The organism is Halosimplex yunnanense (assembly GCF_054504345.1).
This window is the reverse complement of record NZ_JBTJEL010000033.1, coordinates 343,938-364,994: the sequence shown is the minus strand read 5'-3', so window position 1 is coordinate 364,994 and position 21,057 is coordinate 343,938. Positions and strand designations below refer to the sequence as shown.

Genomic DNA, 21,057 nt, shown 5'->3' with positions numbered 1-21,057 from the left:
CACTCGTAGACAGACCCGACCATGGTCGGGCGAGGCCCCGAGAGCGCTGTTCGCGGCCCGTTCGGGCCCCGTACGGCGACCCGCCCATGGTCGGGTCGGACGTTTCGCCGTCTCCGCCCGTCCGCCGATCCATGGCAGAGCGACACCGACAGTACATCGACGGCGAGTGGGTCTCCGGCGAGGGATCCGAGACGTTCACGAGCGAGAGCCCCGCGACCGGCGAGACGCTCGGCGAGTTCCACCGCGGGACCCCGGCGGACGTCGAGCGCGCGGTCGACGCCGCGAGCGCGGCGTACGAGGAGTGGCGGGAACTCTCCCGGATCGACCGCGCAGAGTACCTCTGGGACGTGTACCACGCGCTGAAGGAGTCGGTCGACGACCTCGGCGAGACCGTCTCGCGGGAGTGCGGCAAGGAGATCAGCGAGGGCCGCGCGGACGTCGTCGAGGCCGCACACATGGTCGAGTGGGCCGCCGGCGACGCCCGTCACCCGAGCGGCGACATCGTCCCCTCCGAGATCCCCTCGAAGGACGCCTACATGCGCCGGAAGCCCCGTGGAGTCACCGGCTGTATCACGCCGTGGAACTTCCCGGTCGCCATCCCCTACTGGCACATGGCCGTCGCGCTCGTCGAGGGCAACACCGTCGTGTTCAAGCCCGCCGAGCAGACGCCGCTCTGTGCGAACGTCGTCGCGGAACTGTTCGACGAGGCCGGGCTGCCGGACGGCGTCTTCAACATGGTTCAGGGCTTCGGGGACGCCGGCGAAGCCATCGTGGACTCCGACGACGTGGACACGGTCCTCTTTACGGGGTCCGCGGAGGTCGGCCACAACATCGCCACGGCCGTCGCCGAGGACCCCGGCAAGCGCGCCGCCTGCGAGATGGGCGGCAAAAACGGGATCGTCGTCACGGAGAAGGCGGACCTCGACATCGCGGTCCACTCTGCCGTGATGTCCTCGTTCAAGACGACGGGCCAGCGCTGCGTCTCCAGCGAGCGCATCATCGTCCACGCGGACGTCTACGACGAGTTCAGAGAGCGCTTCGTCGCGGCCGCAGAGCAGGTGGCCGTCGGCGACCCGCTGGACGAAGACACCTTCATGGGCCCGCTGATCGAGGCCGACCACCGCGACAAGGTCGCGAAGTACAACGACCTCGCCAGCGAGGAAGGGGTCGACGTCCTCGTCGACCGGACCGACCTCGGTGACGACGAGACCCCAGAGGGCGGCGACGCTGGACACTGGATCGGTCCGTTCGTCTACGAGGCCGACCCCGACGCGGCCCTGCGCTGTACCCACGAGGAAGTGTTCGGCCCGCACGTCGCGCTCATGGAGTACGACGGCGACATCGAGCGCGCGGTCGAGATCCACAACGACACCGACTACGGGCTGGCCGGCGCGGTCATCTCCGAGGACTACCGCCAGATCAACTACTACCGCGACCACGCGGAGGTCGGCCTCGCCTACGCGAACCTCCCGTGTATCGGCGCAGAGGTCCAGCTACCGTTTGGGGGCGTGAAGAAGTCGGGCAACGGCTACCCCAGCGCCCGCGAGGTCATCGAGGCCGTCACCGACCGCACGGCGTGGACGCTCAACAACTCGAAAGACATCGAGATGGCCCAGGGCCTCTCGGCAGACCTGTCGACCGGCGACGACTGATCCCCGCGATCGGGACGCTTCGCTGCCGAACTATCAAGGGCCGAGCGGCGGTAGGTACGGTATGGACTTCGCCCTCACGCAGGAGCAGCGCCAGATCCGCGACATGGTCGCGGAGTTCGTCGACGACGAGGTCGTCCCCCGCGCGGCCGAGATCGACGAGACCGACGAGTTCCCCGCCGACCTGATCGACGAGATGGCCGAACTGGGCCTGATGGGCATGCCGATCCCCGAGGAGTACGGCGGCGCGGGCCTCGACTACCACGCCTACCCCGAGGCGCTGGTCGAGATATCGCGCGGGAGCGGCGGCCTCGGCACCATCGTCGCCGCCCACGTCTCGCTGGCCTGCAACATGGTCTACGAGTTCGGCGACGAGGACCAGCGCGAGCGGTACCTGACTCCCCTGGCCGAAGGGGACGAGATCGGCGCGTTCGCCCTCTCCGAACCCGGCGCCGGGAGCGACGTGCCGGCGATGGAGACGACCGCGGAGCCCGTCGGCGACGCCGACGACCCCGACAGCTACGTCGTCGACGGCGGCAAGCTCTGGATATCGAACGGGTCCGTCGCCGACACGGTGGTCGTCTTCGCCAAGACCGACCCCGACGCCGGCGGCAAGGGCATCTCCTCGTTCGTCGTCCGGCCCGACGAAGACGACGGCTTCCACGTCGAGGGCACCGAGCACAAACTCGGCGACAAGGGGTGTCCGACCGCCGAGTTACGCTTCGACGGGATGGAGATCCCTGCGGACCGGCGACTGGGTGAAGAAGGCGAGGGATTCGTCCAGGCGCTCAAGACGCTCAACGGCGGGCGGATAACCATCGCCGCCCGCTCGATCGGGCTTGCGCAGGCCGCGCTCGACGACGCGCTCGAATACGCCCAGGACCGCGAGCAGTTCGACCAGCCCATCAGCGAATTCCAGGCGATCCAGCACAAGCTCGCGGACATGGACACGAAGATCAACGCCGCTCGCTACCTGATGCACGCGGCCGCCGACAGGAAGATGCGCGGCGAGCGCTACGTCAAGGAGGCCGCGCAGGCGAAGCTGTACGCCTCCGAGATGGCCCGCGAAGTGACCAACGAGGCCATCCAGATCCACGGCGGCTACGGCTACACGAAGGACTTCGCGGTGGAACGGTACTACCGCGACGCGAAGCTAAACGAGATCTACGAGGGAACCAGCGAGGTCCTGCGGAACACGATCGCCGACCAATTGTTGGACTGAATCGGCTGCGTCGACGCGGGGAGCCGCCGCGACGATCGCGGAGAGACGACGGGCCGAGGATCTAGAGGGGGAGGGATAGGTTCCGTGGCGGTCGGGCTCGACTGTGGATCGGACTAATCCGTCCGCACTCCGTAGACACGGTCGGACAGCCATGAGACCCGAGGGGAGAGCCGGCCAGCGGGAGAATCGACAGTCGACCGGGGTTAACGGGGCCGAGCGGAGGGGTGACCGGCCCCGATGGTGAACCCCGTCCGCGCCGACGCGCTCGTCGACTTGGTCTACGGCGGCCTGATCGCCCTCTCCATCGTGCTGATCGCAACCGTGAATACGAACGTCGGGATCGCGTTCGGCGTCGGCGTCTTCGCGGCGTACGTCGTTCACGTCGTCTGGAAGATGGTCCGGTTCGATCCGGACTGGATGACTCGCGTCGTCAGGGAGACCGTCGAGGAGACGGTCGACGACTCCGTCGAGGAAGCCGTCGAAGAGACGATGGAAGAAACGGTCGAGGAGAGGATGGACGGGACCGTCGAGGCGGTCGAACGAACGATGGGCGAGCGACTCGACGAGGTCCAGACGCGGGTCGAGTCGCTCGATGAACGGTTCGAGCGACGCACCCGGCAGGACGAGGCCCGGGACGCAAGCGACGAGCGGGCGTGACCGACTGCGACGAACGCGACCGACCGCTGTGGACCGACTGCCACCGCGACTCAGCGGACGACGGTTACCGGGACCGGCGACCGCCGGAACACCTTCTCCGCGACGTTTCCGACGAACAGGCGCTCCGCGACGGTCCCGCCGTGGCTGCCGATGACGACCGCGTCGTACTCGTCGGCCCGGTTGATGATCGCGCGGAGCGGGTGTCCGAGCGCGACCTCGGTTTGCAGGTCGACGTCGTGGTCGGCGGCGTCGGCGATCTCGCGCGCCCGGTCTAAGATAGGCTTCGCGCGCTCTTCCGCTGCCGCTTCGACGTCGTCGGCGAGTGCGACGCCGGTGGCCTCGCCCCACATCGGCGACGGCTCGCCGACCACGTGCAAGACAGTCAGTTCAGCAGCCGGGTAGATATCGACGGCGTGTTCGAGCGCTCGTTCGCTCATCTCCGAGCCGTCCATGGGGACGAGGACGCGCGAGGCCATAGCCACTCTACGGTCACCATCCGTAAAACTGGAGGCGTCGATCAGGCGACCGGGACGAGCGTGAAGAACAGGTAGGCGAGCAGCGTCGACATCGTCGGCCCGACGATCCACATCGAGACGTACTTGACGATCGCGCGCGGGTTGAATAGTTCGCTCGCATCGAGTACTTCGTCCGGTTCTGCCTCGCCGATTTCGGTGAGCGGTGCGTCCGGTTCGACCGTCAGCGCGGCCGGTTCGATCTCGCGGTCGAACTCGCCCCGCAGGACGTCCCTCGCGGCGATAGGCCGTGTCGCCCGCCCCCAGCCGAGGCCGACGATCGTCATCACCGACGCCATGACGAGGCTGATCGGGATGCCGATGTACGACAGGGCTGTCGTGACCGTCGAAGCGGTTATCATGACGATGAGCGCCGCGAGCAGCGGGATGTCGGAGAGCTCTGACCCGACGGACTCCATCGTCCGGCGCGCGATGGTGAACCCGCCGGTGCCGATGGCGACCGTCGCGATCCCGATCGCGATGTCCGGGTCGAGCGCTCGACTGCTGACCAGCGGCGCGACTGCGTTCGGGACGTTGCTCGCGCCCGCGCTGAACGCCATGTAACAGCCGATCACGAGCACGACGACCGTCCCGGCGAGTTCGCCCGGGGTCGTGTTCGGTCCCAGACCTGGTCGCGGGACGGTGCCGCTACGGTCGACCGAGAGCGTCGGCCCCTCTGAGACTTCGATCTGCACGCGGCGGTTGAGTTCCGGGTAGACATACCGGCCGACGGTCGCACCGACCCAGAACCCGACAATCGGCGTGACGATCCACCACGAGACGATCCAGCCGAGCGTCGCGAAGTTGAGCGTCCCGTTGGCCAGACCGAATCCGGCGATCGATCCGACCGTCGTCATCGACGTCGGTACGGGCACCCCGAAGACGTTCGCGACAAGGATCCCGAGCCCGATGAAAAAGAGGACGGCCACCCCCGCGCCGAGCGTGATCTCTGTCGTGACGATGTCCCCGCTGAGCGTGTCCATGACGTTCCTGCCGACGGTCCACCCGCCGAGAAACACGAAGACCGTCATCAGCGCCGCCGCCGTCGCCTTCCGGAGGACCATCGCTCCCACGGCGGGACCCCAGGCGATCCCGGTCGACGACCCGCCGATGTTGAACCCAACGAACAGCGAGGCGACGACCCCGACGGCGAGTACGGTCTCGACCATCGGTACTCGCTAGACGCCTCGGCGGAAAATACGTTCGCGTCGATCGGACGGGGTCGGGTCGGTTCGACGGCCTACTCGTCGGCGGTGGGGATCGGGCCGGTGCCGATGACCTCGCGGACGGCGCCGTTGAACTCCCGGCGGCTCTCGAAGTAAGGGATGTCGACCTCGTCCATCACGTCGCCCAGCTGCTGCGGGCCGTCCGGCGTCCGGATGGTCACGTCGCCCTCTCGCTCGACGACTTCGCTGTGGGCCATTCCCCAGTTCAGTCGCGAGGCGACCCGTGCGAGCGGCGCGCCCTCGACCGGTTCGCCCTCGCCGAGCTCGACCGCGGGCTCCTCCTCTTCGGACTCGTCGTCAGCCATGAGTCGTGTTTCTCCTCCCCGTCGATTAGAGCTTTCGCTTCCGGGCTGGCGAGGAGGCCGAACGCGCGGGTTACCGAGCGGAGGGCGGAACCCGGCGACTCAGAAGAGGTCGTCGAGTTCCTCGTTGACGAACGCTTCCTTGGCGTCGGTCTCGTGTTGCTGTTCGGACTCGTGGGCCTCGCGGGCGCGGTCCATGAACTCCTGGATGCGGCTGGAGCGCTCGACGCCGCCGAGCAGTACCAGCGTCGCGATGCGCTCGGAGTCGAGCGGGAAGTCGCCGCCGCGGACCTGCATGCTGCCGGTTTCGTTCTCGATCCACGAGCGAGCGCGCTCGACGCCCTTCCGGGAGATGCGCTCGGGCTGGCCGGCGACGACGAGCAGTCCGGTCTCCGCCTCGACGACGTTGGGGACGCTCGTCCCGGTCAGCAGCGCGTTGCGGGCCGTCGACGTGATCGCGTTGACGTTCTCGCCGGCGTTCTCGCTGGAGGCGGCGCTCGCATAGCCGAGGACGGCCATCCCGCCGGGCCTGAGCGTGTTGATGATCTCCGAGGAGTCGACGACGCTCTCGGCGACGTCGGCGCCGGCGTCGATCTCGCCCGAGGCGAAGAGGAGGCCGAGTCGCTGGGCGATGTTGTCGTTTATCTCCTTGTACCCCTCTTCGACTGACTCGCCGGCGGTCCGCCAGGCGTCGTTGTCGATGAGGAGGAGGGAGTCGGCCTCGCGGGCGATCGTCTTCAGCGAGCGACCGGCGTTGGCCTGGTAGATGGCGCCCTCGTCGCGGCCGGGGAGGATGCCGAGGACGTAGATCGGGATGTCGTAGATCCGGTTGAGCTCGCGGGCGAGCGCCGGTGCGCCGCCGCTGCCGGTGCCGCCGCCGAGGCCCGCAACGATGACGACGGCCTCAGCATCCGTGGCGAGCTTGCTGTCGAGGCCGTCCATCACCTCCGTCGCCTCGTCTTGCATGATCTCGGCCCCGAGTTCGTTGTCTCCCCCGACCCCGTGACCCTTGACGCGATCGCGGCCGATAAGCATCGTATCGATGTCCAGACTCTGGAGATCCGCTTGGGCGGTGTTGACCGCCATAGCGCCCTGGACGGCGCCGAACCCCATGTCGTAATCGTACTCGGCCAGCCGCTGGGTGACCTTCCCCCCGGCCTGGCCGACACCAATCAGGACGACCTTCATACCAGTACCCTCGGTACAATGGTTATTGAACGTTGGGAACAGCCGAGGGTTCAAGTACGGTGACGGGACGAACCCGACCCATGTCCGAGCGAGACCTCGACGCGCGGCTCGACGCGGTCGAGCGCGCGCTGACCGACGACGAGACCGACCTGAGCGAGCTCCGGGCGTCCGCCGAGGAAGCCGGCGACGTGGCCGATTTCGAGTCGCGGCTGGCCGAACTGGAGTCGCGGGTCGACGAACTCGAAGCGGGACTGCAGGCCGTCCGCGGCTACGCCGGGAACGTCCGTGCCGTCAACCGCGAGGTCGAACGCCGGGCCAGCGCCGCGCTCGCGAAAGCCGAGACGCTCGAAGCCGCGGTCGATGACGACGGTCCAGGTGCCCGCCCCGCCCAGTCGACGGATCCAAGTGCGAATTCCCGCCCGGAATCGCGGACTCCCGGGAACGAACGGTCAGAGCGGCCAAGCGACGATCAACGGGCGGAGACCGGCGAACAGCAACCCGGCAGCGGGAAACGGATGCGGGCAGGAAACCGACAGCGACCGGGAACTGACGGGGGAGACGCGGCCGGCGACTCGGAAGCGGACGGGGAGAGCCAGACCGAGCAGTTCATCGAGCGGGTCAGGGACGCGCTGTGACCCGTGGTCAGAGTCGCGTTCACCGTCGCGCTCCTCGTCGCCGTGGCGGGCGTCGTCGTCCCCGCGGTCGAATACGCGGGCGTCCAGCGAAGCGATACCGCAGTCAGGGACGCGATCGATCGCCTCGTCGGTGAGGCACGCGCGCTCGATGCCGGGAACGACGCGCTGCCGGCCGACACAGCACCCGCCCGCCGCGCCGTCGAACTCGTCCTCCCGACCGAGGGGTTCGCCAGCGCCGGCGTCGAGCGATTTCGCATCGAAGGGCCGGCCGAACGATCAGGAGCGACTGGCTCAGGCGAAGCGAGTCGACGAGATCGGCCGAGTGCAGCCGTGACGCGATTCACGTGGCGCGTTTCGGGAGGGACCGATCACGCCGTCGTCGTCGACGGAGTACGGATTCGACCGCACGAGGACCAACCGCTCCGGCTGCGCGGCGGGCAGGCGCGGGCGGTGCTTCGGCTCGTGGACGAAGACGGGACCGCCGTCGTCCGCGTGCGGCGCGAAGGTTGAAGTAGAAACACGGGACCACCCGCGGCCATGCACGCACTGCTGTCTCGACTCCGAGGTGAGGAGGACCCCGGCGAGTGCCGGTGTCGCCCCGATTTCGAAGGCGACCGACTCGTCGTCGACGCGAACGACTGCCCCGACGCGGGCCGACTCGAATCGTCCGCCGAGTGTCGGGAGACGGTCGTCGGTGCGCTGGCTGAACGGGACGCGGCGGCGGTCACGACTCGTGCGAACGGAGTCGTTCGCGCCTACGAGGGCGACGCCGCGGCGTTCCTGGTCGCGGCCGGCCGGTTCGCCGACGCCGCGGGGTTCCACGACGAGCGGCTCGCTCGGCTGGCGACCCGGGACCCGCTCGCCGCCGCACGGGAGGCGACCGGGCGGGCCGGTCCGGTCAGCCGGATCGCCGCCGAGACTGGGCTTGCAGACGGCGCGGCACGAGCACGGGAGTACGAGGACGCGCTCCGTCCGTTCGTCGGGCCGACGGTGAGCCGCTCCCGCGTCGCCGCGCGACCGCCAGCGAATGCGGAACTCGTCGCGCGTCGGGAACTGGACACCGGTGGGGTCGCCCGGGTCTACGGCCGACCCGACGACGCCGTCAGGACCTACCACCTCGAACCGGTGGAGGCGCGCTTCGATCCCGAATCGACGGAGACGCTCGCGGCCGCGTACGAGCGGTTGGCGGGCGGTGCGGTGTCGGGCGCCGAGCGCGCGCCCGGCCGAGCGGTGCGGCGCGTCGCCGCGGAGGACGACCCGGTCGAGGAGATCGCGGCGGTGCTCCGGAAGCATACGCGGGGGTACGGCGTCGTCGCCGACCTCTTCGCCGACGAGCGAGTGTCCGACGTCTTCGCGACCGCGCCGGTCGCGTCGACGCCGTTGCGGGTTCGCGTCGACGGTGAGGCGATGCGGACGAACGTTCGACTCACACGCGACGGGGCCGAAGCGCTGGCCTCGCGCTTCCGCCGGGAGAGCGGGCGGGCGTTCTCGGGCGCGGATCCGACGCTCGACGCGGCGGTCGCGACGGGAGACCGGCGCGTCCGCGTCGCCGCAGTGACCGACCCCGTGAGCGACGGCATCGCCTTCGCGTTCCGCGCGGGCGACCGCGAGCCGTGGACGCTGCCCGCGCTCGTCGCGAACGGGACGACGACCGCCGACGCGGCCGCCCTCCTTTCGGTCGCGGTCGAACGCGGCGCGGCCGGCCTCGTCGCCGGCCCACGCGGCGCCGGCAAGACCACCTGCCTGAGCGCGCTCCTCTGGGAGGTGCCGCCCGAGACCCGGAGCATCGTCATCGAGGACACGCCCGAGCTCCCGATCGAGGCGCTCAAGTCTGGCGGACGGGACGTGCAGGCGCTCCGGAGTTCGCTCGACGGGACGGGGACGAGCCCGACGGAGGCGCTGCGGACGGCGCTCCGTCTCGGGAGCGGCGCGCTGGTAGTCGGCGAGATCCGCGGCGAGGAGGCCGGGACGCTCTACGAGGCGATGCGGGTCGGCGCGAACGACGGCGCGGTCCTCGGAACGATTCACGGTGACGGCGGCGCGGACGTCCGCGAGCGCGTCGTCTCGGATCTCGGCGTCCCGCCCGCGTCGTTCGCCGCGACGGATTTCCTGGTCACGCTCGAAGCGACCGAGACGGACGAGGGAACCCAGCGCCGCGTCAGTTCGATCGAGGAAGTCCGGCGGACCGGAGGTGGGTCACGGGGGGACCCCGGTTGTGCTTCCGGGAACGGAGACGGTAGCGATGCGGTCGGCTTCGCGACGCTTTACGAGCGCGACGGTGACGCGCTTCGCTCGACCGACCGGATCGAGCGCGGCAACAGCCGGCTCGTCGAGTCGCTGGCCGAGCCGGGAGAGACCTACGCCGATCTCCGCACGGAACTCACCGCCCGGACGTCGTGGCTGGCAAATCTCGCGGAGACGGGTCGAACGGGCCCGGAGACGGTCGAACCGGCGCGGGTCGACCGGGTGAACGCGTGACACCTGACAGTCGAAGCGGGTCCGCCGACGGCCCGAATCGACTTCTGCGAGTCGCGGGGGAAAGCCGAGCGGAACCGTCGTCGCCAGCGGTCGTTGCTGTCGAGACGTTCGCGTCGATCCCGCTGTGGACGCCCGACGCCGATCCGAAGCTCTCGCGGGCGGTCGCGTACCTCGACGACGACCTCGACGCGGAGACGGTGCTGCGGGCAGCCGACGGTGCAGGGATCGTCGCCGCCGTCGTCATCGCGGTGCCGATGTTGGTTCTGTTCGGAACGCTCTCGGTGGCGATCGCCGCTGGGTCCCTCGTCGGGATGGTCGTCGCCGCCGTCGCGCGGTACCTGCCGCGGCTGCTCGCGACGGCGCGGCGGACGCGCGCGCTCGGGACGGCGCCGGAACTCGTCAGCAGCGCCGTGCTGCGGATGCGGCTCACGCCGACGCCCGAGACGGCGGCCGCGTTCGCAGCCGATACCGGCGACGGGCGACTCGCACGCAGTCTCGCGGGCCACGTCCGCCGTGCGCGTGGGACCGGCCGATCGGGATTGTCCACCTTCGCGGACGAGTGGGCGGAGTGGTTCCCGGCGTTGCGGCGCGCGCTCACGCTCGTCGAGTCCGCCGGATCGGCCCCGGCGGAGGAACGCGAACGCGCGCTCGATGCCGCGATCGACGTGACGCTCGAGGGAACGCGCGAAACGATGGCCGAGTTCGCGGCGTCGGTCCAGGGGCCGGCGACGGCGCTGTACGCGTTCGGCGTGTTGCTCCCGCTCGCCCTCGTCGCGCTGCTGCCGACGGCCGGGACAGTCGGCGTCCAAGTCCCGCTCGCGGCAGTCGTACTCGGCTACGACGTGTTGCTCCCGGCGGCGCTGATCGCGGCGAGCGCGTGGCTGCTTTCGCGCCGCCCCGTCGCGTTCCCGCCGACGCCAATCGCCCGGGATCACCCCGACGTACCCGACCGGCGGTGGCCAGCCCCGGTCGCCGGGTGTGCGACGGCGGCGAGCGCGTGGCTGGTCGTCGGTCGTCTGGCCGCGCCCTGGGCCGCGTTCGTCGTCGCGCCGACGGTCGGGGTCGGCGTCGCGCTCGTCGTCGCCTACCGGCCGATGGTCGCCGTTCGCGACCGGGTCGAGGCCGTGGAGGCCGGCCTCCCCGACGCGCTCTACCTCGTGGGCCGCGAAGTCGGTCGCGGTCGCGCGGTCGAGGCGGCGCTGGACGACGCCGTCGACCTGCTGGAGTCGGCGACCGGCGACGTGTTCGCCGACGCCGTCCGCCAGCAGCGGCAGGTCCGCGCGGGCGTCCGCGAGTCGTTCCTCGGCGAACACGGCGCGCTCGCGACCGTGCCGAGCGAGCGCGCCCGGAGCACGTCGGAGCTGCTCGCCGTCGCCGCTTCCGAGGGCCAGCCTGCCGGGCCGGCCATCGTCGCGATGGCGGATCACCTCGACGACCTTCGCGGCGTCGAACGGGAGATCGGACGGGAACTGGAACGCGTCACGTCGACGCTCGCGAACACCGCCGCGGTGTTCGGCCCGCTCGTCGGCGGCGCCACCGTCACGCTCGCCGACCAGATGAGTTCCGACGGCCCGCTCACCGCGGCCGTCTCGCCCGCTGCGCTGGGGACCGCCGTCGGAATCTACGTCGCACTGCTCGCCGTAATCTTGACCGCGCTCGCGACGGGTCTGCAGCGCGGGCTCGACCGCTCGCTCGTCGGGTACCGGGTAGGCCGGGCGCTCTGTCTCGCCGGCGTCGTCTTCGTCGCCGGTTTCGTCGGCACGGGATGGCTCGTCTGAAGGTTTAAATCCGGTCGGGCGGCCAGGCCGGCCCATGTTCGACACCGCAGTGGAATCGACGTACGTCTGGCTGGCCCTCGCGGTCGTCGGCGCCGGGATCGTCGGGCTGGCACTCCGCGTCCCGACCGCGCCGCCCCCGGACGCGACCAGCGTCGCCCGCACGGTCGACAGCGTCGCGTCGAGTCCCTACGAGTCGACCGCCGAACACCCGCTCGACGCGCGCCAGATCCGGCTGGGATCCAGTCGGCTCGGCCTCCGTGGACCCGGCGGTGACGCCCACGCGTCGTTCGCCTACGGGCCGGTCGTCCCCGCCGTGGGCGGAGACGGTGACCGACTCGCCACGGTCTTGCACGGGATTCCGCCCGCCCGAGCGTTCCCGAATCCGGACGCGTTCCAGCGGGCACTGGACCGGTCGCGGACTCGCGACCCGTCGTGGCAGCCCGCACCGGAGACGCTCGTCGTTCGCCGAGTCACCTGGGGGGATGTCAATGCGACGCTCGTCGGGGAGTAGGGGCCAGACCGAGCCGGTGGCGGCGCTGGTCGCCGTCGTCGTCGTCGCGCTCGCACTCGCGCTGTACGCCGGCGCCTTCGAGTCAAGCCTGCCGGACCCGGTCGACCGCAACCACGCCCAGCCCGCGGCGGACCGGGTCGAGCGAGCGGTGACCGCCGGCGGGGTCGCCAGACCGGACCGGCTCGCCGACGCCCTCGATCGCGTGCCAGCGGGCTACCGGGCGAACGCGACGCTCACCGTGGACAACCGGGTCGAGCGAGCGGGGCCCGCGTTCCCGGAATCGGCCGACGAAGCGAGCCGGCGTATCAGCGTTCGCGTCGGCGAGGGTCGCGTCGCTCCCGGTCGACTGGAGGTGCGAGTATGGACCTGAAGGCGTCGAGCACGGCCTTCGATACCGTGATCTTCGTCCTCCTCGTCGGCGTTGCGGTCGGTGTTCTCGCCGGCGTGGACGGACGGGCGATCGAGGGGGACCGCGTCGCCGAGGAGACTGCCGACGTGCTCGCGACGAGCACGACCGAAGTGACGTACACGCGCTCGGCGACTGTCGAGACGTCGTCGCTGCTCGGCGGCGACGAGCGCCGGACGGTCAGCGTTACGCGGACGGCTCACGGTACGCACGCCCAGTTGCTCGCCGCTGCTGCGGTTTCGACGCCCTCGCTCGGTGGAGTACCGCTGGTCGGCACCGGCGAGGAATTCCGAGAGGAGGCGCGTATCGCGACTGACCGTGTCCTCCACACGCGCGAGGCGAACGCACAGGTTGCCGTCGCGTGGCGGCCGTATCCCGACGCGACGCTCGGCTCGTCGTTCGCCGTCGGAAACACACCTCCACGGGACGCCGACGTGTCGGTGACAACGGTGACGGCGGCGAGCGGTCTTCCCAACGTCACGGCGGAAGCACGGCGTGCGGCCCGCGGGGGCGGATACGGAGGCGTTGCCAGAGTCGTTTCGCGGTCTGTCGTCGACGGCCTGTTCCCCGAGTCGGAGATGCGAGCCGCGCTCTACAGCGAGGGGCCGGACCGCGCACTGACGGCCCACCGCTATCGCCAGGTGTCGGATGCGCTGGGCGTCGAGTTCTCCGGGAAGGTCGGTCCGCGAGGCGTCGGGGCGGTCAACCGGAAGCTCGCTCGCGCGCTCGCCGAGCGGCTCCGCGCCGATCTCCGGGATCGGTTCGAGACGCCCGAGGCAGCTGCACGCGCGGTTAGACCTCATCAGGTCCGACTCGTCGTCAGGACGTGGTCGCCGTGAGCCGACGCGGCTTCGAACTCGGGGAGCGCGGCCGGATCCCGTTCGCGCTGGTCGGCGTACTCCTCGTCCTCTCCAGCGCGCTGTTCGCAAGTGCGGTCGACCGGCCGCAACCGACTCCCGAGCCAGCGGTCGACCTCGCCGTCGAGCGGACGACCGCGGACGCGCGGGCGGCCGTCCGGACTGCAGTCACCGACGCGAGCGTCGCCGCTGCCAGCGATCCAGTGGTGACGCCCGCGAACAACGAGTGGGGCGACGTCATCGACCCCGACACTGCGTTCCGAGACGCTCTCCGGGCACGCATCTACCTGGCTGCGCGGGACCGACTCGACTCCGTCGCCCGCACTCACCGCGGCGTCCGGGCGAACGCGACGCTCGCACCGACGCCGACCCCCGAAGCGCTCGACGAGGCGATCGAGCGGGTCAGCATCGAACGAGCGGGCCCAGACGGGACGAGCCTTCGGGCCGAAATCTCGAACGTCACCATCCGGGCCACGGGCGACGGCCGCGTCGTCGGTACCGAACGGGAGTCGTTCTCGGTCGTCGTCGAGACGCCGGTGCTTGCGGTCCACGACCGGGTCGATCGGTTCCAGGAGCGCCTGAAATCGGGCGTCGGGAAGCCCGGGCTCGGCCAGCGGTTGACCACCCGACTGTACGCGGTGGCGTGGGCGCGGGGCTACGCCCAGTACGGCGGCGCGCCGATCACCAACGTCGTCGCCAACCGCCACGTCGAACTCATGGCCAACGGCGCCGTCCTCGACGTCCAGCGGTCGACGTTCGGCCGGAGCGACCCCGACGGACGGCAGGCGCTCGAGACGGCCACGGCCGCGGTCGGGCTGCAGGACGTGACTTCGGTCCACGGGCCCAGCGACCCCGGGATCGACGCTCTCCTCCAGCAGCAACTGCGGTCGGCGACGACGCCGTCCGAGAGCGGAGGGATCCCCGGGCTGGCGTCGAACGGCACAGACGCGCCCTCACCCGAAGACACGATCAACGTCTCCGTCGGCCTCTCGGCGGACCGGGCGTTCCGCGAGCTTCGCGATGAGGGAGGAATCAACGAGACGATCGACTCCGTGTACGGCGCCCGCGTCCGTGCCGTGTCGGCGTCCGAGCGGATCAGCGGCGGGAAACCTGCTCGACCGGGACCGCCGGCGGATCCGCACCACTGGGAGTTCAGGTCCGAGACGACCGATACGGACGTGGTCGACGTTTCCAACGCGACGGAGGGGCCGAGCGTCACGTCCCCGTCGGGATACCACAGGCTCGAGACGTACGTCCGAACGGTCACGCTCCGCCACGAGCGGCGGGCGGTCTGGTACCACAACGGGTCGGTCAACGCGACGACGCGGACGAGCACCGAGACCAAGCGGGTGACCGTCTCGGTCGTCGGCGACCACGCAGTTACGCCCTACGCGCCTGACGATCCGATCGCGACAGTCCACGAACGGGACGGTCCCTTCGGCGGGCCGAACCTCGCCGACGTGTCCGAGCGCGTCCGGGCGTGGGTCGATATCGGGGGTGGCCCGGACGGACTGGCGGGGCGGGCTGCTCGCGGCGCGCTCGACGGGAGTCCGAAGCGGATCGACGGCGAGTGGGTCGGGGACGTTTCCCCGTGGATCTACGAGGGGTTGGTCGACCTCCGGCGGACCGTCCGGGACGAGTCCGTCGCGGTGTCGCGCGGCCGGATGGGCACTCACGAAGTCAATCCGGCCGCGAAGCTCGCCGAACGGTTGCGCGAACGACGCGCGGCACTCGCGGACGCACTGGACACCTATCCGCACGTCGCGGCCAAGGCGCGCGCGGCCGTCCGCGGTCGGTATCTCGACCTCGTGATCGACCGGCTGGAGACGCGCGCCGACAGGCACTCCGAGCGGGAGAACGCGCTGGCGGATGCGCTCGAAACAGTCGGTGCGCCGTCGCTTTCCACGATCCGGACGAGCTACGACGCCCGGCGAGCCGACGAGCGGGGCGACGGGTCCGGGGACGGCGAATCTGAGTCCGATCCCGCCACAGGTCTCGACATGCACGTCGACGGCGCGCCGCCGTATCTGACGCTGACCGAAGTGAACGACGGAGACGTGACGGCGGTCAGCGCCGACGACGCGCCGACTCACCCGCTCACTGCGCGGAACGTCAACTACGCCACCATCCCGTATGGCGATGCGACCGACGCAGTGTTGACAGCGCTGATGCCGGGCGGGTCGAGTCGCGAACGACGGCTCGTGACGGCCGCACGGGCGCTCCGGGCGGCAAACAGGACGCTCGATCACCGTCCGAACGCGAGCGTCGAAGAGCGCCGCGACCGGCTACGCACGAAGGTCGACTCGACAGTGGGCGAGATCCGCGACGACCTGACGGACGAGTTGTTCCGCCTGCGAGTCGGCAACGGTTCGGCCCAGCGCGAGCGGATCGTCGAGGACGGCCTCTCGAAGTGGGACACGCTGGATCAGCGCGCCCTCGCCCTGTCGAACGGGTCCGTGGTCGAGCCGACGGTCGCGGCCGCCGAGGAGCGGGTGACCGAGGACGGCTGGTCGACCAGAGAGCGCGACCGGGTACGGCTCCGTCTCCGGACCGCGCTGTACGACTCGCTGGAGGCGAAACGCGGGAAAGTCTCGGGTCCGGCGGTGACGGCCGCGACCGCACACGTGAAAGACGCGGTTTCGAAGCGCGTGGAGTCGGAAGTCTCGGGCGCGCTGGAGAAGCGGCTCAACGAGTCCGTCAGCGAGATCCCGGCCGGGATCCCGCTGGCGCCGCCGCTGGGCAACTGGGTCGCGACGATGAACGTCTGGTCGGTGACTGTGCGCGGGGAGTACGCCCGTTTCGCCGTCGAGACGCCGCGTCGGACGCCGGATGTGGGCGACGCTTCGCTGAACTACGTCCGCGACGGCTCGAACGCGACGGTGGACGTCGACGGCGACGGCGAAGGGGAAGTACTGGGCCGCGCTTCGCGGGTGACGTTCACCACGCGGACCGCCGTGGTGGTCGTCGTCCCGGCCGGCGGGACCGGCGTCGGAGATATCGACGGTACGGCGATCGAGGAGTCGTCCGGCTGGGCGATTCCCGGACCCTCCGACCGTGACCGGCCGTGGACTGGGGAGGACTATCCGCTATCGATCAACAGTTCAAGCGATGACTGTCCGGGCGCGGACGGATCCGGCGGGGACGTCGATCCCCGGCCCACGGGGCTCGTACCCGACCCCGATTGTCGGGTCGAGAGTGACAGAGACTTGTAGGCCGACGGTCAAGGTCGGGTATGCTCAGAGGCGAGTTCGAGTCGGCGGGCGAGTTGTCCCCCGAAGAGTTGCGCGACGCGTACGGCGAGCGGCTGGCCGACACGGTCGACCGCGTCGGCGTCGACACCATCGTCGAGCGCTCGGGCGTCGACAGAGAGGTCGTCGAGGCCATCGCCGCCGGCGATCGACCGGAGCTGACGCTGGAAGCCGCGGCGGCCGTCCTCGCGACGGACCCGGAGCGGCCCGACGGCGAGACCCTGAAGATGGAAGCGCTGGACATGCTGCTGATGGGGATGACGACCGCCGTCGTGGACGTCGAGGCCGTCGCGACCGGGCTGAACGACGAGATGGATCCCAAGGAGATCCAGCAGAAAGTCGAGGGGCGGTACCCGATCACCCTCGCCGAGTACGCGGCGATCCACCACTTCCTCGAAGCCCGATAATGCGCGTCGCTGTCCTCGGCTGCGGGTACGTCGGCCTCGAACTCGGCCGGCGGCTCGCGGCCGACCACGACGTCGTCGGCGTCCGCCGCTCGGAGGACGGCGTCGAGCGGATCGAAGCGGCCGGGTTCACCGGCGTACAGGCTGACGTGACCGACGCCGACGCGCTGGAGCGGGTCCCCGGCGCCGACGCAGTAATCTTCGCGGCGAGCAGCGGTGGTCGCGGCGCCGACGCCGCCCGCGAAGTGTACGTCGACGGCCTGACGACGGCGATCGACCACTTCTGCGGCCGCGACGACGCGCCCGACCGCGTTGTGTATACGTCGAGCACAGGCGTATACGGCGACCACGACGGCGACTGGGTCGACGAGTCGACGCCCATCGAGCCGACGACGCCGAAGACCGAGGTGCTCGCCGAGGCCGAACGGATCGCGATCGAACGGTCGGCGGAGTACGGGGCCGATGGGACGGTCGCGCGGTACGCGGGACTGTACGGTCCGGATCGGTACCGGCTGTCACGGTACGTCGAGGGGCCGGTGACAGAGGGCTATCTCAACATGGTCCACCGCGACGACGCGGCAGGGGCCGTCGCGTACCTGCTCGAATCCGATCAGGCCCGCGGCGAGGCGGTCAACGTCGTCGACGACGAGCCGGTCGACAAGTGGGCGTTCGCCGATTGGCTCGCCGGCGAGTGCGGTGAACCCGAACCGCCCAAGCGGACCATCGAAGACAGACTCGCCGCGGAGGACCTCTCGGAGACGGTCGAGCGGCGGTTGCGGACGAGCAAGCGCGTCTCGAACGAGCGGTTGCGGGGGCTCGGCTACGAGTTCGAGTACCCCACCTACCGGGAGGGGTACCGCGCCGCCATCGACGCGTATGTCGGGGACGGCGACGCCGGATCGGCGTGACTATTTGGCGGCGCTCTGATCGCGGTTCTTTCGAGTTGCTCGGGTGATCGGAGTCGGCGTATCGCCGCAAAATACGGTCGAGAAGTCGTACTGCGTCGATGTATGCGGCGTGCGGAATAGTGAGAAACTACTTGACCCTCGAAGGCGACAGCCCGGATATGCCACACGCAGCCGCGGGTGGCGTCGGCGTATCCGCGCCCTCCGACGCCGCCACGGCGGTCGCCGAGCAGGACCCGCTGGTCCTCGCGGCCGCCGTCGTCGGCTTGCTCGCCGTCCTCGTCGCGCTCTGGTGGGGGATCAGACGCCTCCGCCGGACGCCCGGAGATCAGTTCGTCGGCCACCTCGCGGACTACGAGGACATCTCGGTCCTCATGCATCCCAATCCCGACCCCGACGCGATGGCCTCGGCGCTGGCCGTCGCGGAGTTCGCGGACCACGTCGGCGTCGACGCCGACATCCAGTACCCCGGACAGATCCGCCACCAGGAGAACCGGGCGTTCGAGACGGTCCTCGACCTCGATTTCGACCAGATCGACACCGCCGGCGACCTGACCTCGGAGAACGTCGTCCTCGTCGACCACAACGAACCCCGCGGGTTCGCCGGCGCCGAGAGCGTCGACCCCGTCGCCGTCGTCGATCACCACCCCGGCGACGGCACCGGCTCGGAGTACACCGACGTGCGCCCCGACCACGGCGCCTGCGCTACCATCCTCGCCGAGTACTTCGAGCAACAGGGCTGGGACGCCCTCTCCCCCGAGGAAGCCGAGGCCGTCAACGGCGACGCCGAGCGCGTCCTCGGTTCGGACACCGCGACGGGCCTGCTCTACGGCATCCAGTCGGACACCAAACACCTCACCAAGGGCTGTTCCGAGGCGGAGTTCACGGCGAGCGCCTACCTCTACGACGGCATCGACGAGGACAGCCTCGACCGCATCGCCAACCCGCAGGTCGACGCCGAAGTCCTCGACGTGAAGGCCCGCGCCATCAACCAGCGCTCGGTCCGCAACGCCTTCGCCGTCAGCGACGTCGGCGAGGTGTCCAACGCCGACGCCATCCCCCAGGCCGCCGACGAACTCACCCGCCTCGAAGGCGTCACCGCCGTCGTCGTGATCGGCCAGAAGGGCGATACGCTCCACCTCTCCGGCCGGTCCCGAGACGACCGCGTCCACATGGGCAAGACGCTCCGTGCCGTCGTCGAGGAGATCCCCATGGCCAACGCCGGCGGCCACGCCCGAATGGGCGGCGGCCAGCTCTCCGTCGAACACATGGAGGGCCTCGGCCCCGGCGACGGCATGGACCGTCAGGAGTTCATCGACCGCCTGTTCGACGCCATGGCCGGCGACATCTAGCTGGAGACTTTGCTGTCGGGGTTGTTGGTGGGTGAACTCTCGCTACGTGCTCACAGTGAGTGGCTGCTACCGCAAAGACTACCGAGCGTTGAAAGCCCTCGTCGGGTTCGCGGTCGCTGTCTCCGAAAATCGGAGATTTTTGGCACGACGAGAGAGCTCCGCTCACGAAGACTTCGCACGACTAGTCCGAGCGGCCCGCCAAGCGGCGGGCAGGTCCGACAGCGCGCCAGAACAGAAGACGACTGGCCGGTTTTCACTCCCCGATCACGCCGTCGAGCGCGCGGCGGGACGACCGGAAGACGCCGTGGGGGTCGAGGTCGGTCTCGTCCCAGGCGGGGAGCCGGTCGTCGCGCTCGGGCGGGCGGATCGAGTCGGCGTAAGCGTCGACCTGCTCGCGCTCGGCCGCCTGGTCGAACTCCAGACCGTTGAACGCGGCGTCGGCGGCGTACTGGTCCACGAGCCGTCGAGCCGTCGTCCGGTAGCGGTCGCGGAGGCCGCCGTAGTCGACGTCCAGTCCGTGGTCGGCCAGCGCGTGGAACAGCGCGGCGGCGACTTCGTCGGCCATGTCCGAGAGGCCGCCGCGGCCGCTGACGGCGCGGTGGTCGTGTTCGTGGATGCCCAGATCGACCTGCGCGGTGCCCTCGAACCCCGCCTCCCGGAATGCGTCGCCGAGCGTCGCGACTTCCAGTCCCCAGCCGCGCGGTGGACGGAGTCGACGGACGAGGTCGCTGGTGGCGGCGAACTCGCCGGCCAGCGCGTAGCGGAAGGCGCCGAGGTAGTCGACGATAGGGTCGTCGCGCGACTCGGCGAGCGCCGCGACGGCGGGTTCGTAGAACAGCCGGCAGAGCCGACCGTAGAGGCGACGGTTCTCGACGCGGGCGTAGTAGCCCTTGACGAACGAGAACTCGCCGTCGAGCGGGGAGAGCAGGCGGGGGACGTGCTGGGGGCCGTAGGTCGTCGCGTCGGCGTCGTGGACGGCGACGAACTCGCTGCGGGCGGCGGCGACGCCGAGCGCGAGCCAGACGTCGCGGCCCTTGCCGGCGTCGCCGTCCAGCCCGCGGTCGGCGAGTCGCGACTCGACAGCGGGCGCGTTGCACCACAGGAGGTCCGCGTCCACGTCGAGCGAGTCGACCCACTCCCGGACGGTGGCGACCGAGTCCTCGCCGGCGCGGAGCGCGAGGAGGACCGACCCGGGGTCTACGTCGCCGAGCGTCGAGAGCACCTGCTCGGCGGCGAGGCTGGCATGGTCGCGGTCGGTCAGGGGCACGACGACCGTGGCGCGGTCGAGGGGGGCCTCCGGACTCGCGTCACCGAAGTCGTGTAGCGTCGCCACCCGCTCCTGGACGTACTCCATCGACGCTCGCTAACGACTCGACTCTCAAATAGTCCGCTGTTTCGGCGAGCGAGGGACGCCGGCCGTGACTCGGCCAAATCTCTCCGCCCGAGCGGTCGAATCCGAGGGGTTCGAGCCGTCTCGTCCGGTGGTGCAGGCCGTCGTGTGTCGAATCTATGCATGGGGTTTTTGAGAGTCCGTATCCTACGCTCGGCCATGAAATCGGTCCGGAAGGGGCTCCGTTCGGGCGAGATCGAGAAAGACGTCTACGAGCGACTCGCCTGCAGCGAGTGCGGCGAGGAACTCGGGACGGAGAACGACCCCGACGAGATCGGGACCGTCCGGGTCTGTCCCGAGTGCGGAAACAAGTGGAAGAAAGTGGGATAGCCGCGAT

20 protein-coding genes are annotated in these 21,057 nt (G+C 70.2%); 15 read left to right on the top strand and 5 right to left on the bottom strand.

The genetic code is table 11. From position 1 onward, the window contains the following. Positions 1–131: 131 nt before the first annotated feature. The 3 genes from AB2U09_RS10585 to AB2U09_RS10575 all read left to right on the top strand — a co-directional run bounded on the left by AB2U09_RS10585 (position 132) and on the right by AB2U09_RS10575 (position 3,528). The gene (locus AB2U09_RS10585) at positions 132–1,652 is read left to right on the top strand and encodes an aldehyde dehydrogenase family protein (protein WP_459192679.1); all 1,521 of its coding nucleotides are present in this window, start codon (positions 132–134) and stop codon (positions 1,650–1,652) included. A 61-nt stretch (positions 1,653–1,713) separates the two neighbouring features. After that, complete coding sequence (locus AB2U09_RS10580; RefSeq protein ID WP_459192678.1) at positions 1,714–2,871, top strand: acyl-CoA dehydrogenase; 1,158 nt, start codon at positions 1,714–1,716, stop codon at positions 2,869–2,871. 237 nt (positions 2,872–3,108) lie between these two features. Continuing rightward, positions 3,109–3,528, top strand: a complete 420-nt coding sequence (locus AB2U09_RS10575) for a hypothetical protein (RefSeq protein WP_459192677.1) — start codon at positions 3,109–3,111, stop codon at positions 3,526–3,528. Between the two features lie 50 nt (positions 3,529–3,578). Here the strand turns inward: AB2U09_RS10575 and AB2U09_RS10570 are convergent, their stop codons facing one another. The 4 genes from AB2U09_RS10570 to AB2U09_RS10555 all read right to left on the bottom strand — a co-directional run bounded on the left by AB2U09_RS10570 (position 3,579) and on the right by AB2U09_RS10555 (position 6,756). Next, positions 3,579–4,004, bottom strand: a complete 426-nt coding sequence (locus AB2U09_RS10570; RefSeq protein ID WP_459192676.1) for a universal stress protein — start codon at positions 4,002–4,004, stop codon at positions 3,579–3,581. Between the two features lie 41 nt (positions 4,005–4,045). Continuing rightward, a complete protein-coding gene (locus AB2U09_RS10565) occupies positions 4,046–5,209 on the bottom strand; it encodes an inorganic phosphate transporter (RefSeq protein WP_459192675.1) in 1,164 nt (387 codons plus the stop codon). Between the two features lie 71 nt (positions 5,210–5,280). Continuing rightward, positions 5,281–5,571: a DUF5789 family protein gene (locus AB2U09_RS10560; RefSeq protein WP_459192674.1), complete on the bottom strand. Its 291-nt coding sequence runs from the start codon at positions 5,569–5,571 to the stop codon at positions 5,281–5,283. A 99-nt stretch (positions 5,572–5,670) separates the two neighbouring features. Beyond that, positions 5,671–6,756 (bottom strand): tubulin/FtsZ family protein, encoded by a 1,086-nt coding sequence (locus AB2U09_RS10555; protein ID WP_459192673.1) that lies wholly within the window; start codon positions 6,754–6,756, stop codon positions 5,671–5,673. 80 nt (positions 6,757–6,836) lie between these two features. On the opposite strand from AB2U09_RS10555, the gene AB2U09_RS10550 reads away from it, so the two are divergent. The 11 genes from AB2U09_RS10550 (at position 6,837) to AB2U09_RS10500 (ending at position 19,330) form a co-directional block, all read left to right on the top strand. Continuing rightward, entirely contained in the window at positions 6,837–7,391 is a 555-nt protein-coding gene (locus tag AB2U09_RS10550) for a DUF7310 family coiled-coil domain-containing protein (protein WP_459192672.1), read from the top strand. A 3-nt stretch (positions 7,392–7,394) separates the two neighbouring features. After that, the gene (locus AB2U09_RS10545) at positions 7,395–7,901 is read left to right on the top strand and encodes a DUF7311 family protein (protein ID WP_459192671.1); all 507 of its coding nucleotides are present in this window, start codon (positions 7,395–7,397) and stop codon (positions 7,899–7,901) included. Between the two features lie 27 nt (positions 7,902–7,928). Then, positions 7,929–9,869: an ATPase, T2SS/T4P/T4SS family gene (locus tag AB2U09_RS10540; RefSeq protein WP_459192670.1), complete on the top strand. Its 1,941-nt coding sequence runs from the start codon at positions 7,929–7,931 to the stop codon at positions 9,867–9,869. A gap of 44 nt (positions 9,870–9,913) precedes the next feature. Continuing rightward, on the top strand, positions 9,914–11,647 hold the full coding sequence (locus tag AB2U09_RS10535) for an amino acid adenylation domain-containing protein (protein ID WP_459192826.1): 1,734 nt from the start codon (positions 9,914–9,916) through the stop codon (positions 11,645–11,647). Between the two features lie 34 nt (positions 11,648–11,681). After that, positions 11,682–12,158, top strand: a complete 477-nt coding sequence (locus tag AB2U09_RS10530; protein ID WP_459192669.1) for a DUF7283 family protein — start codon at positions 11,682–11,684, stop codon at positions 12,156–12,158. After that, on the top strand, positions 12,136–12,528 hold the full coding sequence (locus AB2U09_RS10525) for a DUF7285 family protein (RefSeq protein WP_459192668.1): 393 nt from the start codon (positions 12,136–12,138) through the stop codon (positions 12,526–12,528). The genes AB2U09_RS10530 and AB2U09_RS10525 overlap by 23 nt, the downstream gene beginning before the upstream one ends. Beyond that, positions 12,519–13,403: a DUF7284 family protein gene (locus AB2U09_RS10520; protein WP_459192667.1), complete on the top strand. Its 885-nt coding sequence runs from the start codon at positions 12,519–12,521 to the stop codon at positions 13,401–13,403. Before AB2U09_RS10525 ends, AB2U09_RS10520 begins: the two co-directional genes overlap by 10 nt. After that, on the top strand, positions 13,400–16,633 hold the full coding sequence (locus AB2U09_RS10515) for a DUF7286 family protein (protein ID WP_459192666.1): 3,234 nt from the start codon (positions 13,400–13,402) through the stop codon (positions 16,631–16,633). Before AB2U09_RS10520 ends, AB2U09_RS10515 begins: the two co-directional genes overlap by 4 nt. A 20-nt stretch (positions 16,634–16,653) precedes the next feature. Beyond that, positions 16,654–17,076, top strand: a complete 423-nt coding sequence (locus tag AB2U09_RS10510) for a DUF5791 family protein (RefSeq protein ID WP_459192665.1) — start codon at positions 16,654–16,656, stop codon at positions 17,074–17,076. Further along, positions 17,076–17,981: an SDR family oxidoreductase gene (locus AB2U09_RS10505; protein ID WP_459192664.1), complete on the top strand. Its 906-nt coding sequence runs from the start codon at positions 17,076–17,078 to the stop codon at positions 17,979–17,981. Before AB2U09_RS10510 ends, AB2U09_RS10505 begins: the two co-directional genes overlap by 1 nt. 158 nt (positions 17,982–18,139) lie before the next feature. Beyond that, positions 18,140–19,330, top strand: a complete 1,191-nt coding sequence (locus AB2U09_RS10500) for a DHH family phosphoesterase (protein ID WP_459192663.1) — start codon at positions 18,140–18,142, stop codon at positions 19,328–19,330. A gap of 253 nt (positions 19,331–19,583) precedes the next feature. Here AB2U09_RS10500 and AB2U09_RS10495 read toward each other — a convergent pair whose 3' ends face one another. Further along, the gene (locus AB2U09_RS10495) at positions 19,584–20,684 is read right to left on the bottom strand and encodes a glycosyltransferase family protein (RefSeq protein WP_459192662.1); all 1,101 of its coding nucleotides are present in this window, start codon (positions 20,682–20,684) and stop codon (positions 19,584–19,586) included. Positions 20,685–20,879: 195 nt separating this feature from the next. On the opposite strand from AB2U09_RS10495, the gene AB2U09_RS10490 reads away from it, so the two are divergent. Then, complete coding sequence (locus tag AB2U09_RS10490; protein ID WP_274325010.1) at positions 20,880–21,050, top strand: HVO_0758 family zinc finger protein; 171 nt, start codon at positions 20,880–20,882, stop codon at positions 21,048–21,050. Positions 21,051–21,057: the final 7 nt, after the last annotated feature.

Bases quoted from the DNA above. Each gene is read 5' to 3' on its own strand.
- AB2U09_RS10585 (WP_459192679.1), top strand. From the start codon at position 132: ATGGCAGAGCGACACCGACAGTACATCGACGGCGAGTGGGTCTCCGGC.
- AB2U09_RS10580 (WP_459192678.1), top strand. From the start codon at position 1,714: ATGGACTTCGCCCTCACGCAGGAGCAGCGCCAGATCCGCGACATGGTC.
- AB2U09_RS10575 (WP_459192677.1), top strand. From the start codon at position 3,109: ATGGTGAACCCCGTCCGCGCCGACGCGCTCGTCGACTTGGTCTACGGC.
- AB2U09_RS10570 (WP_459192676.1), bottom strand. From the start codon at position 4,004: ATGGCCTCGCGCGTCCTCGTCCCCATGGACGGCTCGGAGATGAGCGAA.
- AB2U09_RS10565 (WP_459192675.1), bottom strand. From the start codon at position 5,209: ATGGTCGAGACCGTACTCGCCGTCGGGGTCGTCGCCTCGCTGTTCGTT.
- AB2U09_RS10560 (WP_459192674.1), bottom strand. From the start codon at position 5,571: ATGGCTGACGACGAGTCCGAAGAGGAGGAGCCCGCGGTCGAGCTCGGC.
- AB2U09_RS10555 (WP_459192673.1), bottom strand. From the start codon at position 6,756: ATGAAGGTCGTCCTGATTGGTGTCGGCCAGGCCGGGGGGAAGGTCACC.
- AB2U09_RS10550 (WP_459192672.1), top strand. From the start codon at position 6,837: ATGTCCGAGCGAGACCTCGACGCGCGGCTCGACGCGGTCGAGCGCGCG.
- AB2U09_RS10540 (WP_459192670.1), top strand. From the start codon at position 7,929: ATGCACGCACTGCTGTCTCGACTCCGAGGTGAGGAGGACCCCGGCGAG.
- AB2U09_RS10530 (WP_459192669.1), top strand. From the start codon at position 11,682: ATGTTCGACACCGCAGTGGAATCGACGTACGTCTGGCTGGCCCTCGCG.
- AB2U09_RS10525 (WP_459192668.1), top strand. From the start codon at position 12,136: ATGCGACGCTCGTCGGGGAGTAGGGGCCAGACCGAGCCGGTGGCGGCG.
- AB2U09_RS10520 (WP_459192667.1), top strand. From the start codon at position 12,519: ATGGACCTGAAGGCGTCGAGCACGGCCTTCGATACCGTGATCTTCGTC.
- AB2U09_RS10510 (WP_459192665.1), top strand. From the start codon at position 16,654: ATGCTCAGAGGCGAGTTCGAGTCGGCGGGCGAGTTGTCCCCCGAAGAG.
- AB2U09_RS10505 (WP_459192664.1), top strand. From the start codon at position 17,076: ATGCGCGTCGCTGTCCTCGGCTGCGGGTACGTCGGCCTCGAACTCGGC.
- AB2U09_RS10500 (WP_459192663.1), top strand. From the start codon at position 18,140: ATGCCACACGCAGCCGCGGGTGGCGTCGGCGTATCCGCGCCCTCCGAC.
- AB2U09_RS10495 (WP_459192662.1), bottom strand. From the start codon at position 20,684: ATGGAGTACGTCCAGGAGCGGGTGGCGACGCTACACGACTTCGGTGAC.
- AB2U09_RS10490 (WP_274325010.1), top strand. From the start codon at position 20,880: ATGAAATCGGTCCGGAAGGGGCTCCGTTCGGGCGAGATCGAGAAAGAC.